The organism is Streptomyces sp. SID13666 (genome assembly GCF_010548325.1).
Classification (GTDB): domain Bacteria; phylum Actinomycetota; class Actinomycetes; order Streptomycetales; family Streptomycetaceae; genus Actinacidiphila; species Actinacidiphila fildesensis.
This window is the reverse complement of record NZ_JAAGLX010000017.1, coordinates 87,082-102,012: the sequence shown is the minus strand read 5'-3', so window position 1 is coordinate 102,012 and position 14,931 is coordinate 87,082. Positions and strand designations below refer to the sequence as shown.

Genomic DNA, 14,931 nt, shown 5'->3' with positions numbered 1-14,931 from the left:
CGCGCGGAGCCGGCCTCGGGCGGTCAGAGCCGCCAGCCCACCGTTTCGGGGACGTACTCCACCTGGGCGCAGGAGTCCATGAGGACCTCCAGGAGCGGCAGCGGGTCGGGCAGCGGGCGGTCGGGACCGCGGCCGGGCAGCCAGGTCACGGCGCCGCCGGTGGGCAGCTTGGCGGGCGGCAGCAGGACGTAACTGCCGCGGCAGTGCCAGCGCAGACCGGGGTGTTCGTCGACGGTCTCGGGATGGCAGTCCAGCTCGCAGGGCCACCACTCGTCCTCGTCGACGGGGGTGCCGCGGGTGGCGGTGAAGAACAGCAGGCGGTCGTCCCCGTAGGCGGCGACCGGACCGGCGTCCCCGCCCTCGGCCGCGAGCCGGTCCAGCGCGATGCCGCCCGCGTCGGCCGGCACGTCTAGGACGTCATGGCTGGCGCCGGTGGCGGAGATGAAGTTCGCGAGCGGCTGGGTGCGCAGCCAGTGGTCGATCTTCTGCGGATCCGTGGTGGCCTGCGTGTGCCAGGCGAACGAGACCGGGTGCATGCCCGGGGTGGGACAGCCCACGCGGTCGCACGAACAGCCGTATCCGGAGGGGTGCGCGGCCGGTGCGACGGGGAAGCCTGCGGCGGCCGCGGCCTTGATCAGATCCTCGCGGACCAGGGCGGGAGCAGATCCGGGATCGGTGTCCGAGCCTGCCGATCGGCGGCGCAGCCACTCGGACAACCTGCTCTTGCCTGCCATCGGGCTCCTTCCCTCGCCCCCGCGTCCATGGTCCACGGTACGCGGGTGGTGGGCATCATCCTGCCTCTTGTCCGGAATGAACGCACAGCCGGGGTGGAAGGACTGGAGTAGCGTTGTTCCCGACAGGCTGTCGGCATCCTCTAGACTTAGGTATACCTAAGTTGCAAGGATCGCGGCACGCCCGAAGCAGGAGGTTGTCTTGACGCCGTCCCCGTTCTCCACTGTGATCCGCACCGCCAGCCACGCTCAGCACACCGAGGCCGAGAACTCGACCTTCATGAGCGACCTGCTCGGCGGACGGCTCGGCGTGGACGCGTACGCCCGCTACACCGAGCAGTTGTGGTTCGTCTACCGGGCCCTGGAGGACGCGGCGCAGTCGCTGGCCGCAGACCCGGTCGCCGGCCCCTTCGTCCGCGCCGAACTGCTGCGCGTCGCGGAGCTGGAGCGCGACCTGGACCATCTGCTCGGCGCGGGCTGGCAGCAGCGCTCGGTGCCGCTGCCCGCCACGGCGGCGTACGCGGAGCGGGTCGCCGAGGTCGCCAGGACGTGGCCCGCGGGGTATGTCGCACATCACTACACCCGCTATCTGGGGGACCTGTCCGGCGGACAGGTGATCCGTGGCATCGCGGAGAAGACCTGGGGGTTCGAACGCAAGGGCGACGGCGTGCGGTTCTACGTCTTCGAGGGGATCGGCAACCCGGCCGCGTTCAAGCGCGAGTACCGCGAGCTGCTGGACGCCCTGGCCGTCGACGACCTGGAGAAGCAGCGCGTGGTGGACGAGTGCCGCACCGCCTTCGCCCTGAACAGCGCCGTCTTCGCCGACCTCGGTGCCGCCTACCCGCTGAGCGCGTAGGGAGTGTCTTCGAAGTAGCGTCGTCCGCCCGGAGGGCGGGGCCGGCGGGTTCTGGTGCCCGGCAGCGCGCTCGGCGGTGCGCTGGTGCTGGTCGCCGCCGACCTCGCCGCCCGCACCCTCGCGGCCCCCGCGGAACTGCCGCTCGGTGTTCTGACCGCCCTCGTCGGCAGCCCGTTCTTCTGCTGGCTGCTGCGCCGTATCCGCAACCGACGGGGAGGCTGGGCGTGAACAAGCCGCTCGTCAACAGGTTCTGGAGCCGCCGCGCCCAGGCCGGCGGGGGCCGCGCCGTGGTCGTGGTGCTGCACGACCTGGGCCTGGCGGCCGCGCACGCCGACCGGATCGCGGTGCTGGCGGACGGCCGGATCGCGGCCGACGGCGCCCCCGCCGACGTCCTGTCCGAGGAACTGCTGAGCACGGTGTACCGGCATCCGGTCGAGGTGTTCGCCCACCCCAGAACCGGCGAACCGCTCGTACTCCCCCGCCGCTGACGGTCGCGGCGTGGGACAGGGCCGGTGCGATAGGCCGCCGTGTATGAAAACGATCGTGCGAACCACCCAAATGGTTCGATGCGTTTCGGCCGCCGAGGGTGGACGATTTGTGCGCGTACGTGACCCCGATACGCGTACGCAGCCCCATCGGCGTTCCGCCGGAGCCTCAAACGACGAGGAGCCCGCATTGCGCACAGTCCGCACCGCCACACCCCGGCGGTACCTGATGTGCCCGCCCGAGCACTTCCGGGTGACCTACTCGATCAATCCGTGGATGGACCCGGCCAAGCCGGTCGACCCCGTACTCGCGCTCTTCCAGTGGGAGGAACTGCGGGACCGCTACCGCTCCCTGGGCCATACCGTCGAGGTCCTCGACCCGGTGGCCGACCTGCCCGACATGGTCTTCGCCGCCAACGGCGCCACCGTCGTGGACGGCCGGGTGCTCGGCGCCCGGTTCTTCAACGCGGAGCGGACCGACGAGGCGCCGGCGCATCTGGCGTGGTTCCGCCGCAACGGATTCACCGAGGTGCGCGAGCCGCAGCACATCAACGAGGCCGAGGGCGACTTCGCCGTCACCTCGCAGTGGATCCTGGCCGGAATGGGCTTCCGCAGCAGCCCGCTCTCGCACTCCGAGGCCCAGGAGTTCTTCGGCCGGCCCGTCATCGGGCTGGAACTGACCGACCCCCGCTACTACCACCTCGACACCGCGTTCGCCGTTCTCGACGACGCGGCGGGCGAGGTCATGTACTTCCCTGACGCGTTCTCGCCCGGCAGCCGCAAAGTACTGGCCCGGCTCTTCCCCGACGCCCTGCTCGCGACGGCGGCGGACGCCGCCGCACTCGGGCTGAACGCCGTCAGCGACGGACGCCATGTGGTCCTCCCGCGTGGCGCCACCGGCCTGTTCGCACCGCTGCGCGAGCGCGGTTTCGAACCGGTCGCGGTCGATCTGTCGGAGCTCCACAAAGCCGGCGGCAGCGTGAAGTGCTGCACCCAGGAGCTGCGGTAGCTACCGTGCCTGCATGTCCTCCACCACCGCATCGTCCCGCGTACCGAAGCGTTCCTCGTACGACGCCGTGATCGTCGGCGGCGGCCACAACGGTCTGGTGGCCGCCGCCTACCTGGCCCGCGCCGGCCGCAGCGTGCTGCTGCTGGAGCGGCTGCCGGCCACCGGCGGCGCGGCCGTGTCCGCCCAGGCGTTCACGGGGGTCGACGCCCGGCTGTCGCGCTACTCGTACCTGGTCAGCCTGCTCCCGAAGAAGATCACGGAGGAGCTGGGGCTGCGCTTCGCGGTGCGCCGCCGCCGGATCTCCTCGTACACGCCGTACGGGTGGGGGTCCCCCCGGCCGGAGGTTGGGGGAGGCCTGCTGGTCGACTCGCAGGATCCGTCCAGGACCCGGGAGGGCTTCGTGCGCCGCACCGGCTCGGAGCGGGACTTCGACGCGTGGCAGCGCTTCTACACGATGACGCGGCAGGTGGCGGAGCGGGTCTTCCCGACGCTGACCGGGCCGCTGCCGTCCCGGGCGGAGCTGGAGCGGATCGTGGACGATCCGGCGGCCTGGGAGGCGCTGTTCGAACGTCCGCTGGGCGAGACCGTGGAGGCGGTGTTCGAGGACGAACTGGTCCGGGGCATCGTGCTGACCGACGCGCTGATCGGCACGTTCACCCACGCCCACGACGAGACGCTGCGGCAGAACCGCTGCTTCCTCTACCACGTCATCGGCGGCGGGACCGGGGACTGGGACGTGCCGGTGGGCGGTATGGGCGCGCTGACGGACGCGCTGGCCGGGGCCGCCCTGGCGGCCGGCGCGGAGATCGTCACCGGCTGCGAGGTGACGGGCATCGCGACGGACGGCGGCCGCGCCGAGGTCTCCTTCGAGGGGGGCCGGGTGGGCGCCGGGCACGTGCTGGTGAACGCCGCCCCGCACACCCTCGCCGGACTGCTCGGCGAGCCCGAACCGTCCCGGCCGGAAGGCGCCCAGCTCAAGGTCAACATGCTGCTGCGGCGGCTGCCGCGGCTGCGGGACCGTTCCGTGGACCCGCGCGAGGCGTTCGCCGGCACGTTCCACATCGCCGAGTCGTACGGCGAGCTGGCGACCGCGTACGAGGAGGCCGCGGCGGGCCGGATCCCGGCCGCCCCGCCGTCCGAGATCTACTGCCACTCGCTGAGCGACCCGTCGATCCTCTCCCCCGCCCTGGCCGGCCAGGGCGCGCACACCCTCACCCTCTTCGGCCTGCACGCCCCTGCCCGGCTGTTCGCCGCCGACCCGTCCGGTACGAAGGAGGCGCTGCTCAAGGCCACCCTCGCCCAGCTCGACGCGGTACTGGCCGAGCCGCTGGCCGACTGCCTGGCGCTCGACGCCGACGGCCGGCCCTGCATCGAGGCGAAGTCCCCGCTGGACCTGGAGCGCGAGGTCGGCCTGCCGGGCGGCCATATCTTCCACCGCGACCTGAGCTGGCCGTACGCCGCCCCCGGCACCGGCCCCTGGGGCGTGGAGACCGGGGACCCCGCCGTGCTGCTGTGCGGCGCGGGCGCGGTGCGCGGCGGCGGTGTCAGCGGGATCCCCGGGCACAACGCGGCGATGGCGGTCCTGCACGGGACGCCGGGAGCCTGACCGGGGCCGCACGGCAGGGCGGACGGACGGGCCACCTGCCCGATCGGCGATACTTCCTCGGATACGTACCGAGGAGGGCACGATGACCGGTCGGCAGTGGCGCAGAAGCGGGAGCGGGGGCAAGTGGCACACCCTCGACGAGAGTGGCGGCGCGCTGCCCGCGCCCCGCAAGTGCACCGCGGACGTGATCGTGGACTGCGCGGTGTACGAGGACGGCAAGCGCTCCGCGACCCTGCCGCCGCGTGAGGCGCTGGCGGCGGCGAGGGAGCGGCCGGGCGGCTTCGCCTGGATCGGGCTGTACCAGCCGGACGCCGAGCACCTCGTGGAGATCGCCGATGTGTTCGGCCTGCACCCGCTCGCCGTGGAGGACGCCGTCAAGGCGCACCAGCGGCCGAAGCTGGAGAGCTACGGCGACACGCTCTTCCTGGTGCTGAAGACGATCGTCTTCGTGGAGCACGAGCAGCTGACGGCGACCAGTGAGGTCGTCGACACCGGCGAGATCATGATGTTCCTGGGCAAGGACTTCGTCGTGGTCGTCCGGCACGGCAGCGCGCCGGGCCTGTCGCGGGTGCGCAGTTCCCTGGAGGCGCGGCCGGACCTGCTGGCGCAGGGTCCGGCATCGGTGCTGCACGCGATCGCGGACCAGGTCGTCGACGACTATCTGGACGTCGCGGACCGGGTGGAGCTGGATGTGGACCAGCTGGAGTCCGATGTGTTCTCGGCCGGGCACGGCGACGACGCGGAGCGGATCTACCAGCTCAAGCGCGAGCTGATCGAGTTCAAGCGGGCCGTCCATCCGATGGCGCGGCCGCTGCAGCGCCTCGCGGAGGACCCGCACCCCGTCATCGGGCCCGAGGTGGGCCGGTATCTGCGGGACGTCGCCGACCATCTGTCCCATGTCCGGGAGCGGCTGGCGGGCTACACCGAGTTGGTGGACGGGCTGTTGTCGGCCAATCTCAGCCAGCTCGCCGTGCAGCAGAACACCGATATGCGGCGTATCAGCGCGGCGGCCGCGATCCTCGCGATCCCGACGATGATCGCCGGTTTCTACGGGATGAACTTCGAGCACATGCCGGAACTGAAGTGGACCTTCGGCTATCCGCTGATGGTCGGGGTGACGGCCGTGCTGTCCGCGGTGGTCTACCGGGCCTTCCGGCGCTACGGCTGGCTCTGAGCCGGCCGGCTCAGGAGTCCGTCGCGTCTGTCGCGGGCGGCCAGGGGTCGCCCGAGTCCGCGTCGCGGGCGGCGCGGTAGAGGTCGCCGTGCCGCTTCTTGGTGATGATGCTGCGGGAGAGTCCGTCGTCCCGGGTGCACAGGTCGAGCAGCACCTGGCCCTTGCGGATCTGCGGGTGCCGCACGACGCGCCCGGCCGCGGGGGCGGCCGGGAAGCGGGCGGCCGCGACGTAGCTGAACTTCTCGTCCTCGTACGGCAGTGAGCCGCCCTTGATCTGGCGGTGCAGCGAGGAGCGGTTCACCCGGGCCGCGAAGTGGCACCAGTCGGTGCCCTCTATCGGGCAGGTCCCGTTGTGCGGGCAGGGGGCGAGCACGGTGTACCCGGCGCCGAGGAGCTGGTCGCGCGCGGCGATGACCCGGGCGTAGCCGTCCGGGGTGCCGGGCTCGACGATCACCACGGCGCCCAGTGCCGCGCGGGCCGCCTCGGCGACGACGGAGACCCGGGCGGCGGCGTCCAGTTCGCCGAGCACGTACGAGACGGTGACCAGGTCGGACTCGGGCAGCCGTACGGCGCCGCCCAGCGGGGCCCGGCGCCATTCGGCGTCCCGTACCGCCGCGGAGTCGGCGCCCGCGGCCAGTTCGCGGCCGAGGGTGAGGGCGGCGTCCGACCAGTCCAGGACGGTGCTGGTGTGGGTGTCCTGCTGCCAGGTGTCGGCGACCGCCCAGGTCGCCGCTCCGGTGCCGCCGCCCACGTCCAGATGGGTGGCCGGGGCCCAGGTGCCCGCCCGCGCCTGGAACTCCGCGAGCGCGGAGCGCACGGCGGCGTAGGTGGCGGGCATCCGGTACGCGGCGTACGCGGCGACGTCGGAGGCGTCCCGCAGGATCGGGACGTCGGTCGGCGTGGCGCCTCGGTAGGCTGCGATCAGCCGGTCGACCGCCTGGGCCGCCCGGTTCGGCGGCAGACCGTCGAGCAGGCCGTTCAGCGCGGCGCGCAGGTCATCGGAGGCTTGCAAGGTGGACACAAGCGACAACTGTAAGGGGCGCCGTCCTGGGCGCCGGACGCTTACCCTCCGCATGCGGTCCGGTACCGGGACGGTACGTTCCGGAAGGTGTCCCTCCCCGGTTGTAACCATAATGTGGACGCCCGCCATACTCCGTATGGCCACGTTGTGCAGCTGAGCTATTAACTTGGACACAACAACGGCTCGAATATACGTAAACCGCAGCGGATGACCACTCTTTTGGCCTAGCGTTCCGGTTTATCACGGCGCACTGCTGCTTGGGGAAGTGGCAACCGCGCTCAGTCGGTCGCGATGTGCCTGGGGGGTCCATGCGGCGTGTCGAAGTACCCAATGGTCTGATCGAAGCCGAACCGAAACCCGTGCGGAGCAAGGCTCCGCGCGGACTCAGTGACAAACCGACGTGGTACCTACCGGTGGCGCTCGCCGTCGACCTGGTGGGTATCGCGCTTCCCGTGGCGCTCGTGTTCCAGGCGACGCGTCAGCCGTACCCATGGGCATGCGCAGTGGTGGCCGCGGTGGCCTGGCTGTGTGTGCAGGCGGGCAGGCACCGCTATGCGGCGCGCTCCCTGGGCGAGTCCCGGGCCGCGTTGCCGGTTCTGTACGACTGGCTGATCCTGCTCGGAGTGCTGGCCGTCGCGCGTACCGCCGTCGGCGAGATCTCCGAGCCCTCACTGGCGCTGCTCGGGCTCGCGCCCGGACTGCTGCTGACCGCCTCCTGCCGCAAGATGACGCACCGGCATCTCGCGGCGGCCCGCCGCGAGGCGCACGCGGTCCGCAAGGTCCTGGTGATCGGCGAGCCGAGCGCCGCGGACCATGTCGTCGGCCACCTGGCCGGACGCACCGACCACGCCTATGTGGTCGTCGGTGTCGTCCCGGTCGGGAACGCCAACCTCGAATGCGGCGCGCCGGTCAGTGCCCGGCTGGGCTCCGTGATGCCCAGCGCCCCGAGCGGCGACTCCGCGCTCGTGCTGGGCGCCGCCCGGGACCACCGCGCGGAACTCGTGCTGGTGGCACCGGGACCGCGGATGGCCGGAGAGCGGCTGAAACGTTTGTCCTGGGCGCTGCACGACGCGGGACTGCCGCTGGCGGTCCTGCCGGGACTGGTGGACGTGTCCATGCGCCGCGTCCAGCTCGCCGCGCCCGCCGGGCTGGCGATGCTCCACATCGCCCCGCCCACCCGGCGCGGAGTCCAGATCCAGCTCAAGTCGGCCATGGACCGGGCCGGCGCCGCCGCCGGGCTGCTGGTGCTGGCACCGCTGTTCGGGCTGATCGCCGCCGCCATCCGGCTCGGGTCACCCGGCCCGGCCTTCCACAAGCAGGTCCGGCACGGCCAGAACTGCGCGCCTTTCACCATGTGGAAGTTCCGCACCATGGTCGTGGACGCCGAGGCCCGCAAGGCCGAACTGACGGCCGCCAACGAGAACGACGGCCTGATGTTCAAGATGCGCCGGGACCCCCGGGTCACCAGCGTCGGCCGGCTGCTGCGCCGCTGCTCGCTCGACGAACTGCCGCAGCTCGTCAATGTGCTGCGCGGTGAGATGTCACTGGTCGGGCCGCGCCCGCCGCTGCCGGAGGAGGTGGCCCGCTACGACGAGATCGAGCTGCGCCGGCTCGCCGTCAAGCCGGGTATCACCGGACTCTGGCAGGTCAGCGGACGTTCCGACCTGTCCTGGGACGAGACGGTCGCACTCGACCTGCAGTACGTCGACAACTGGTCGTTCACCAGTGATGTCGACGTGATGGCCCGCACGCTCCGTGCCGTGGTCGACGGACGAGGAGCGTATTAGACCGGTGCCCTTCGTTCCTCCATCCGCCAACCCCTCACGCCTCGGACCGCCACTGGGTGTACACCGAGGCGATGCCGTCCGGCAGCGGGATCGTCGGCTTCCAGCCGAGATCCGTCAGCCGGGACACGTCCAGCAGTTTCCGCGGGGTCCCGTCGGGCTTGGTCGAGTCCCAGGCGATGGCACCCTCATAGCCGACGACGTCCCTGACGGTCTGCGCGAGTTCGCGGATCGTCAGGTCGTCGCCGCAGCCGACGTTGACCGGCTCGTCGCCGTCGTAGGTGCGCAGCAGCAGCGCGCAGGCGGCGGCGAGATCGTCCACGTGCAGGAACTCGCGCCGCGGGGAGCCGGTGCCCCAGAGCTCGACGCTCTCGCGCCCGTCCCGCTTCGCCTCGTGGAAGCGGCGGATCAGGGCCGGCAGGACGTGCGAGGTCTCCAGGTCGAAGTTGTCGCCGGGACCGTAGAGATTGGTCGGCATCGCCGAGATGTACGAGGCGCCGTACTGCCGCCGGTAGGACTGGATCTGGACGATGCCGGCGATCTTGGCGAGCGCGTACGGCTCGTTGGTCGGCTCCAGCGGGCCGGTGAGCAGCGCGTCCTCGCGGATCGGCTGCGGGGCGAGCTTGGGGTAGATGCAGGACGAGCCGAGGAAGAGCAGCCGGCCGACCCCCGCCGCGTGTGCGCCGGCGATGACGCTCAGCTGGATCCGCAGGTTGTCCTCGATGAACTGCACCGGATAGGTGCTGTTGGCCATGATCCCGCCGACCTTGGCGGCGGCGAGCACGACCGCGTCGGGCCGGACCTCCGCCAGGAACTTCCCGGTCTCCGCGGCGTCGCGCAGGTCCAGTCCGTCCCGGCCGCGGGTGATCACCTGGTAGCCGTCGGCGGTGAGCCGGCGGGTGACCGCCGAGCCGACCAGTCCGCGGTGTCCCGCGACGAAGATCCGGGCGCTGGGCGGGAGCAGTTCCCTCGTAGCCTTCATGACACCGGATTATGCCCTGTGGCATCACCCATTCGGGTCTGAGCCCAGCTTTCCGTACGAAACAGCAATATATCCGGATCCCTAAGGGGGGACCGCGTGAGCAAGAGCGCACTCATCACCGGCGTCACCGGCCAGGACGGCTCGTACCTGGCCGAACTGCTGCTCGCCAAGGGCTACACGGTGCACGGTCTCGTGCGCCGGTCGTCCAGCTTCAACACCGAGCGGATCGACCACATCTACCAGGGCCCGCAGGAGGCGAATCGTTCCCTCGTGCTGCACCACGCCGATCTGTCGGACGGCGTCGCCCTGGTGAACCTGCTGCGCGACCTGCAGCCCGACGAGGTGTACAACCTCGGCGCGCAGTCGCACGTCCGGGTCTCCTTCGACGCGCCGCTCTACACCGGCGACGTGACCGGTCTCGGCGCGCTGCGCCTGCTGGAGGCGGTCCGCGCGAGCGGTATCAGCACCCGCGTCTACCAGGCCTCGTCGTCGGAGATGTTCGGCGCCGCGCCGCCGCCGCAGAACGAGAGCACGCCGTTCCACCCGCGCAGCCCCTACGGCTGCGCCAAGGTCTTCGGCTACTGGTCGACGGTGAACTACCGCGAGGCGTACGGAATGTTCGCCGTCAACGGGATCCTGTTCAACCACGAGTCCCCGCGCCGTGGCGAGACCTTCGTCACACGGAAGATCACCCGGGCGGTCGCCCGGATCCAGGCCGGCCTGCAGGACCGGCTCTACCTCGGCAACCTCGACGCGGTCCGCGACTGGGGCTACGCGCCGGAGTACGTGGACGCGATGTGGCGGATGCTGCAGCGCGACGAGCCCGACGACTATGTGGTCGCCACCGGTGAGCCTGCTACGGTGCGGCAGTTCGTGGAGACCGCGTTCGCCCATGCGGGACTGGAATGGGCCGAATATGTTCGCTACGACCCCAAGTACGAGCGGCCCAGCGAGGTCGACGCACTCATCGGGGATGCGAGCAAGGCCCACGACCTCCTTGGCTGGAAAGCATCGGTCAAGGTGGAAGAGCTAGCTCGGATCATGGTGGATGCCGACATTCAGCACGTATCCGATCAGTTGGCGGGCGCAACTGTGCGCATAGATCGCTAAATCTCGCCAAAACTGCAGACTGGGGCCTACGGAGCGCCCTACTCTGCCCTGCACCGTCGGCTGTACGAGCCACGGGCAAACGCTAGGGGCCTGGGGGGCTACGCATGCGTAAATTGGGGGTGTTCTCGGTTGCCACTGCATTGGCGGCCGCGACACTGGGAGTGATGACGTCGCAGTCCGCGACGGCACTGACTCCGCCGGTCGCCATCACGGCGGACGACCTTTCGACCTGGCAGACCAACGGGATCGTCTGGGCCTTCGCCCAGGCGGACGGAGTGGTCTTCGCCGGGGGTACGTTCTCGGCCATCCGGCCGCCCGGCTCGGCTGCCGGCGAGAACGAGCAGCCCGCGGTCAACTTCGCCGCGTTCGACACCACGACGGGCGCACCCACCGGGTGCCACCTGTCCTTCACCGGCGGCACGGAGACGGTCCGCGCGCTCACCGTCTCGCCGGACCGCAAGACGCTCTACGCGGGCGGCTCCTTCGGAGCGGTCAACGGCGTCGGGGTGAGCAACCTGGCGGCGATCGACATCGCCACCTGCACCCCGCGCAACGACTTCCACGTCAACGTCACCGCCACCGTGCGCGCGCTGACGGCGACCGCCGACACCGTCTACCTCGGCGGCGACTTCCAGTCCGTCGAGGGCCAGACCCGCAGCCACCTGGCCGCGGTCACCACCGCGGGCGCCCTGAAGCCGTGGACGGCCGACACGGACGAGACGGCGCGCGCCGTCGAGGTCGCGGCCGACGGCACACATGTGATCGTCGGCGGTGACTTCTACACCGTGAACGGCGCGAACTCGCACGCCCTGGCGGTGGTGGACGCCACCACCGGAGCCGTCACCAAGAACTACCCGAACGGCTTCATCGACAACACGTCGGTCGTCAAGGACATCATCACCGACAGCACCGGCTTCTACGTCGCCAACGAGGGCACCGGCGGCGGTGTGTTCGACGGCCGCATCGCCTTCAACTACAGCGACTGGAACCAGCGCTGGCGGGACACCTGCCTGGGCGCCACCCAGAACCTGGCGCTCTACCAGTCGGTGATCTACAGCGGTTCGCACGCCCACGACTGCTCGACCATGGGCGAGTACCCGGACGGCACCCGCCACCACCTGCTGGCCGAGTCGGTCGACAGCCCGACGCTGCTGCCCTGGTTCCCCGACACCAATGACGGTCTCGGCGAGCTGGTCGGCCCGCGTGTGCTGATCGTCGCGTCCGGCGGCGGCAAGGACTACCTCTGGGCCGGTGGCGGTTTCACCACCACCAACCTCAAGGCCCAGCAGGGTCTGACCCGCTTCTCGAACGGTCCTGACACCGGGGCGCCCAGCATCCCGCAGGTCGTCGCGTCGAGCGTGGAGCCCGGCAAGGTCCAGGTCCGCTGGCAGACCAGTCTGGACCTCGACGACGGCAACCTGACCTACAACGTGTACCGGAACAACGGTGCCACCCCGGTCTACACCGTCAGCGCCTCCTCGCTCCCGTGGGTGCGGCCGCAGCTCACCTTCACCGACACCAACGTGGTGGCGGGCACGTCGTACACCTACCGGGTGTCGGCGAGCGACGGCACCAACGTCAGCGCCAAGTCGGCCAACGCGACCACCGTCGCCGCGGCCACCGCCGAGTCGTACCCCGCCAAGGTGATCGCCGACGGCGCCAACCTGTACTGGCGCTACGACGAGACGGCCGGCTACCTCGCGGACGCCTCGGGCAACCAGGCGGCCGGCGACAACGTCGGGTACTCGACCCGCCGGGTCGTCCCCGCCGCGGTCCAGGGCAACAGCACGGCGGTCACGTACAACGGCACCAGCCAGTACTCGTACAGCGACCGCTCCTACCCCCGCCCGGCCTCGTACAGCGTCGAGACGTGGTTCAAGACGACCACCACGCAGGGCGGAAAGCTCGTCGGCTTCGGCAGCAACACCAACGGCCGGCTCAGCTCCAACTACGACAAGCACATCTACATGACCAACAACGGTCAGCTGATCTTCGGCGCCTACCTCAACGGGACCCGCACCATCGCCAGCGGCACCGGCCTGAACAACGGCCAGTGGCACCACGTGGTCGGTACCCAGGGCTCCAACGGCATGCGGCTCTACGTCGACGGAAACCTCGTGTCCAGCAACAGCGCGTACACCGCCAGCCAGGACTACACCGGTTACTGGCACGTCGGCGGCGACCAGCTCAACGGCTGGCCGAGCCAGCCCGCGAGCAACTACTTCGCCGGCTCCATCGACGAGACCGCGATCTACCCGAGCGTTCTGACTCCCGCGCAGATCGCCCAGCACCGCACCCTGGGGCTCACCGGATGATCCACCCGCTCCGGGCCACCGCCGCCGCCGTCATCACGACGGCGGCGGCGGTGGTGTTCCTGACCGGCTGCTCCAGCAGCGACCCGAAGGCCGCCGCGCCTCCGACCGCCTCCGCCCCCGCCTCCGGGGGCCTCGACCAGAACCCCACCGCCACCGCCGCTCCGACCACGCCCGGACCCACCGTCCCGGCGGCGGAACTGACACCGGCGACGGGCTCCTTCACCAAGCAGCAGAAGCAGTACCTGACCGGCCGGGTGCCGAAGGGATCGGACCCGGCGGCCGTGCTGGAGCTCGGCCAGGAGTCCTGCGACAAGATCAAGTTCATCGCCAAGCGGGACCCCGACGCGGCGGCGAGCGGCATCGTCCTCGGCCAGATCTCCAGCGCGCACGACGCCGTCACCGCACTCTGCCCCGACCAGAAGCCGGTACTCGCGGCGGCGGAACACGGCTTCACCGACGGCACCTTCACCGTCGGGAGCAAGGTGAAGGCCGGCAGCGTCATCACCCCCGGCACCTATCACGCGCCGACCCCGTCCAAGGGCTGCTCCTGGAAGCTCACCGGCGCGGACGGCAAGGCGGTCTCCGGCAGCAGGGCGCTGGTCACCGTGCCGGCCGGCGCACGCGGCTTCACCAGCACGGGCTGCTCCGTCTGGCTCTTCTCGAAGGGGGAGTGAACGGGGTATGCGGGTCCTGCACGCCGTCACGCTGCACACACCCAGCCACGCCTTCGGCGGTCCGACGCGGGTGGCGCTCAGCCTCTCGCGCGGGCTGATCGAGCGCGGGGTCGACGCCCGGCTGGTCACCCTCGGCGACGAGTTCGAGGGGCCGCTGCCGACCGAGGTGGAAGGGGTACCGGCGCAGCTGTTCCAGGCCCGGCACCTCATCCGGCGGTTCGGCGTCGCGGGGATCACCTCCCCGTCACTGCTGGCCAGGGCGCGCCGGCTGGTGAAGTCGGCGGACGTCGTGCACGTCCACCTCATGCGGGACCTCGTCACCCTGCCGATCGCGCTCGCCGCCCTGCAGTGCGGCCGGCCACTGGTCCTGCAGACGCACGGGATGATCGACCCGACCGAGCGGCTGCCCGCCAAGATCTCCGACGCGTTCGGGGTGCGGCGGGTGCTGCGGCGGGCCGACGCGGTGCTGTGCCTCACCGAGACCGAGCGCCGCAACGTCAACGCCGTGGTGGAACCGGTCGAACTGACCAACACCGTACGGCTGGCCAACGGCGTCGAACCGCAGGGCGAGTACCGCCCGGAACTGCGGGCCTCCTCGCACGGCGGGCCGCCCACCGTGCTGTATCTGGCCCGGGTGCACCCCGCCAAGCGGCCCGAGGACTTCATCGAGGCCGTCCCCGGCGTGCTCGGCAAGCACCCGGAGGCGCGCTTCGTACTCGCCGGGCCCGACACGGGCGGCCTGGACGCGACCCTGGCCCGCGCCCGCGCGCTGGGGGTCGACGGGTCGGTGGAGTACGTCGGCGCGCTCGACAGGACCGCGGTGTACGAGCAGCTGCGGCGGGCGGACGTCTACGTCATCCCGTCGATCCAGGAATCGTTCTCGCTGTCCGCGGCCGAGGCCATGTCCGTGGGCACACCCGTGGTCGTCACCAAGACCTGCGGGCTGGCCCCCGACATCGAGGCGGCGGGCGCGGGCCGGCTCGTGGACAGCCGCGAGGAGACCGGCGGCGGGAACAGTGCCGAGAACGGCGCCCGGATCGCCGGTGCGATCCTGGAGCTGCTCGACCCGGCGGTGCACGCGGCGGCCTCCGTCGCGGCCCGGCGGCTGATCCATGACTCCTTCACCATCGACGCGATCGTGGACCACCTGCAAAAGGTGTACGCGGACGTGCGACGCTGACGGG

The 14,931-nt window shown here is 71.0% G+C and carries 12 protein-coding genes and 2 pseudogenes; 11 read left to right on the top strand and 3 right to left on the bottom strand.

Annotated features, from left to right (window positions below):
- Positions 1–23: 23 nt before the first annotated feature.
- Positions 24–734: a bifunctional DNA primase/polymerase gene (locus tag G3I60_RS22430; RefSeq protein ID WP_164294714.1), complete on the bottom strand. Its 711-nt coding sequence runs from the start codon at positions 732–734 to the stop codon at positions 24–26.
- Between the two features lie 199 nt (positions 735–933).
- Between G3I60_RS22430 and G3I60_RS22425 the strand changes: the two genes are divergently transcribed.
- The 6 genes and pseudogenes from G3I60_RS22425 to corA all read left to right on the top strand — a co-directional run bounded on the left by G3I60_RS22425 (position 934) and on the right by corA (position 5,861).
- Complete coding sequence (locus G3I60_RS22425) at positions 934–1,587, top strand: heme oxygenase (biliverdin-producing) (protein ID WP_138353795.1); 654 nt, start codon at positions 934–936, stop codon at positions 1,585–1,587.
- A gap of 51 nt (positions 1,588–1,638) precedes the next feature.
- Positions 1,639–1,815, top strand: a pseudogene (locus tag G3I60_RS22420) (iron chelate uptake ABC transporter family permease subunit); the annotation flags it as partial.
- Positions 1,749–2,075 (top strand): annotated as a pseudogene (locus G3I60_RS22415) (hemin ABC transporter ATP-binding protein); the annotation flags it as partial. The pseudogenes G3I60_RS22420 and G3I60_RS22415, both read left to right, overlap by 67 nt.
- A gap of 187 nt (positions 2,076–2,262) precedes the next feature.
- Positions 2,263–3,081, top strand: a complete 819-nt coding sequence (gene ddaH, locus G3I60_RS22410; RefSeq protein ID WP_343241175.1) for a dimethylargininase — start codon at positions 2,263–2,265, stop codon at positions 3,079–3,081.
- A gap of 13 nt (positions 3,082–3,094) precedes the next feature.
- Positions 3,095–4,687 (top strand): NAD(P)/FAD-dependent oxidoreductase, encoded by a 1,593-nt coding sequence (locus tag G3I60_RS22405; RefSeq protein ID WP_164294713.1) that lies wholly within the window; start codon positions 3,095–3,097, stop codon positions 4,685–4,687.
- An 82-nt stretch (positions 4,688–4,769) separates the two neighbouring features.
- Positions 4,770–5,861, top strand: coding sequence for a magnesium/cobalt transporter CorA (gene corA, locus G3I60_RS22400; protein WP_164294712.1), 1,092 nt, complete (start codon positions 4,770–4,772; stop codon positions 5,859–5,861).
- A gap of 10 nt (positions 5,862–5,871) precedes the next feature.
- Here the strand turns inward: corA and G3I60_RS22395 are convergent, their stop codons facing one another.
- Positions 5,872–6,936, bottom strand: a complete 1,065-nt coding sequence (locus G3I60_RS22395) for a small ribosomal subunit Rsm22 family protein (protein WP_164294711.1) — start codon at positions 6,934–6,936, stop codon at positions 5,872–5,874.
- Positions 6,937–7,295: 359 nt separating this feature from the next.
- On the opposite strand from G3I60_RS22395, the gene G3I60_RS22390 reads away from it, so the two are divergent.
- Positions 7,296–8,669 (top strand): sugar transferase, encoded by a 1,374-nt coding sequence (locus tag G3I60_RS22390; protein ID WP_244809148.1) that lies wholly within the window; start codon positions 7,296–7,298, stop codon positions 8,667–8,669.
- A 34-nt stretch (positions 8,670–8,703) separates the two neighbouring features.
- On the opposite strand, the gene G3I60_RS22385 is transcribed toward G3I60_RS22390, so the two are convergent.
- Positions 8,704–9,648 (bottom strand): GDP-L-fucose synthase, encoded by a 945-nt coding sequence (locus G3I60_RS22385; protein ID WP_164294710.1) that lies wholly within the window; start codon positions 9,646–9,648, stop codon positions 8,704–8,706.
- Positions 9,649–9,744: 96 nt separating this feature from the next.
- Here G3I60_RS22385 and gmd point away from each other — a divergent pair, with 96 nt between their 5' ends.
- From gmd to G3I60_RS22365, 4 genes are all read left to right on the top strand, one after another.
- A complete protein-coding gene (gene gmd, locus G3I60_RS22380; RefSeq protein WP_138353801.1) occupies positions 9,745–10,758 on the top strand; it encodes a GDP-mannose 4,6-dehydratase in 1,014 nt (337 codons plus the stop codon).
- A 164-nt stretch (positions 10,759–10,922) separates the two neighbouring features.
- Positions 10,923–13,073: a LamG-like jellyroll fold domain-containing protein gene (locus G3I60_RS22375; protein ID WP_239070112.1), complete on the top strand. Its 2,151-nt coding sequence runs from the start codon at positions 10,923–10,925 to the stop codon at positions 13,071–13,073.
- Positions 13,070–13,747, top strand: coding sequence for a hypothetical protein (locus tag G3I60_RS22370; RefSeq protein WP_164294708.1), 678 nt, complete (start codon positions 13,070–13,072; stop codon positions 13,745–13,747). The genes G3I60_RS22375 and G3I60_RS22370 overlap by 4 nt, the downstream gene beginning before the upstream one ends.
- A 7-nt stretch (positions 13,748–13,754) precedes the next feature.
- A complete protein-coding gene (locus G3I60_RS22365; RefSeq protein ID WP_164294707.1) occupies positions 13,755–14,927 on the top strand; it encodes a glycosyltransferase in 1,173 nt (390 codons plus the stop codon).
- The last annotated feature ends 4 nt before the right edge of the window (positions 14,928–14,931 follow it).

Excerpts from the sequence above, each read along its gene's own strand:
- corA (WP_164294712.1), top strand. The coding sequence starts at position 4,770 with ATGACCGGTCGGCAGTGGCGCAGAAGCGGGAGCGGGGGCAAGTGGCAC.
- G3I60_RS22370 (WP_164294708.1), top strand. The coding sequence starts at position 13,070 with ATGATCCACCCGCTCCGGGCCACCGCCGCCGCCGTCATCACGACGGCG.
- G3I60_RS22430 (WP_164294714.1), bottom strand. The coding sequence starts at position 734 with ATGGCAGGCAAGAGCAGGTTGTCCGAGTGGCTGCGCCGCCGATCGGCA.
- G3I60_RS22385 (WP_164294710.1), bottom strand. The coding sequence starts at position 9,648 with ATGAAGGCTACGAGGGAACTGCTCCCGCCCAGCGCCCGGATCTTCGTC.
- G3I60_RS22365 (WP_164294707.1), top strand. The coding sequence starts at position 13,755 with ATGCGGGTCCTGCACGCCGTCACGCTGCACACACCCAGCCACGCCTTC.
- G3I60_RS22395 (WP_164294711.1), bottom strand. The coding sequence starts at position 6,936 with ATGCGGAGGGTAAGCGTCCGGCGCCCAGGACGGCGCCCCTTACAGTTG.
- G3I60_RS22405 (WP_164294713.1), top strand. The coding sequence starts at position 3,095 with ATGTCCTCCACCACCGCATCGTCCCGCGTACCGAAGCGTTCCTCGTAC.
- G3I60_RS22375 (WP_239070112.1), top strand. The coding sequence starts at position 10,923 with ATGACGTCGCAGTCCGCGACGGCACTGACTCCGCCGGTCGCCATCACG.